Raw genomic sequence first — 1,934 nt, 5'->3', positions numbered from 1 at the left:
TCAACTGGAGTTACGGGAGTAACCGGAGAGACAGGGTCAACCGGAGTTACGGGAGCAACCGGAGAGACAGGGTCAACCGGAGTTACGGGAGCAACTGGAGCAACTGGAGCCACCGGGGTTACGGGAGCTACGGGGTCAACCGGAGCCACGGGGTCAACTGGAGCAACCGGAGCTACGGGAGTAACCGGAGAGACAGGGTCAACCGGAGCCACGGGAGCAACCGGAGCCACGGGAGTAACTGGAGCTACGGGAGCAACCGGAGAGACGGGAGCAACTGGAGCCACGGGAGCAACAGGAGAAATGGGAGCAACTGGAGTTACGGGAGCAACCGGAGAGACGGGAGCAACCGGGGTTACGGGAGTAACCGGAGCCACGGGGTCAACCGGAGAGACGGGAGCAACCGGGGTTACGGGAGTAACCGGAGCCACGGGGTCAACTGGAGCTACGGGAGCAACCGGGGTTACGGGAGCAACTGGAACTACGGGAGCAACCGGAGTTACGGGAGTAACCGGAGAGACAGGGTCAACCGGAGCCACGGGAGCAACTGGAGCCACGGGAGCAACTGGAGCCACGGGAGCAACTGGAGCCACGGGAGTAACCGGAGCCACGGGAGCAACTGGAGCCACGGGAGTAACCGGAGCCACGGGAGAATCTGGAGCCACGGGAGCAACTGGAGCAACTGGAGCTACGGGAGTAACCGGAGCTACGGGAGTAACCGGAGCCACGGGAGTAACCGGAGCCACAGGGTCAACCGGAGCCACGGGAGCAACTGGAGCCACGGGAGTAACCGGAACTACGGGAGCAACCGGAGTCACGGGAGCAACCGGAGCTACGGGGTCAACCGGAGCCACGGGAGCGACAGGAGAGACGGGATCAACCGGAGAGACGGGAGCCACGGGAGTAACCGGAGCCACGGGGTCAACTGGAGCTATGGGAGTAACCGGAGCCGCGGGGTCAACTGGAGCTATGGGAGTAACCGGAGCCACGGGGTCAACTGGAGCTACGGGAGCAACAGGGGTTACGGGAGCCACCGGGGTTACGGGAGCAACTGGAGCTACGGGGTCAACTGGAGCTACGGGAGCAACTGGAGCAACTGGAGCAACTGGAGCTACGGGAGCTACGGGAGCAACAGGAGCTACGGGGTCAACTGGAGCTACGGGAGCAACTGGAGCAACTGGAGCTACGGGAGCAACTGGAGCAACTGGAGCTACGGGAGCAACAGGAGCTACGGGGTCAACCGGAGCCACGGGAGCGACAGGAGAGACGGGATCAACCGGAGAGACGGGAGCCACGGGAGTAACCGGAGCCACGGGGTCAACTGGAGCTATGGGAGTACCCGGAGCCACGGGGTCAACTGGAGCTACGGGAGCCACCGGGGTTACGGGAGCCACCGGGGTTACGGGAGCAACTGGAGCTACGGGAGCAACTGGAGTTACGGGAGCAACAGGAGCTACGGGGTCAACTGGAGCCACGGGAGCGACAGGAGAGACGGGAGCAACCGGAGTCACGGGAGCAACTGGAGTAACCGGAGAGACGGGAGTAACCGGAGCCACGGGGTCAACTGGAGCTACGGGAGCCACCGGGGGGACGGGAGCCACCGGGGTTACGGGAGCAACTGGAGCTACGGGGTCAACTGGAGCTACGGGAGAAACTGGAGCTACGGGAGCAACAGGAGAGACAGGGTCAACAGGAGAGACGGGAGCAACTGGAGTTATGGGAGCAACTGGAGCTACGGGGTCAACCGGAGCCACGGGAGCGACAGGAGAGACGGGAGCAACCGGAGTCACGGGAGCAACCGGAGAGACGGGAGTAACCGGGGCCATGGGGTCAACTGGAGCTACGGGAGCAACCGGAGTCACGGGAGCAACCGGAGAGACGGGAGTAACCGGGGCCATGGGGTCAACTGGAGCTACGGGAGCAACCGGAGTCACGGG

Annotated in this window: 1 protein-coding gene; it reads left to right on the top strand. The window is 63.8% G+C overall.

Annotated features, from left to right (window positions below):
- Window positions 1–1,934 (top strand): beta strand repeat-containing protein (locus tag M2298_RS28160; RefSeq protein WP_280649364.1); only part of this gene is annotated, 1,934 nt, incomplete at both ends.

Origin of the sequence: Brevibacillus sp. 1238, assembly GCF_029892995.1 — a bacterium.
Lineage (GTDB): Bacteria > Bacillota > Bacilli > Brevibacillales > Brevibacillaceae > Brevibacillus > Brevibacillus parabrevis.
Note: the sequence above shows the minus strand (reverse complement) of the source record. Positions and strands in the feature narration are given on the sequence as shown.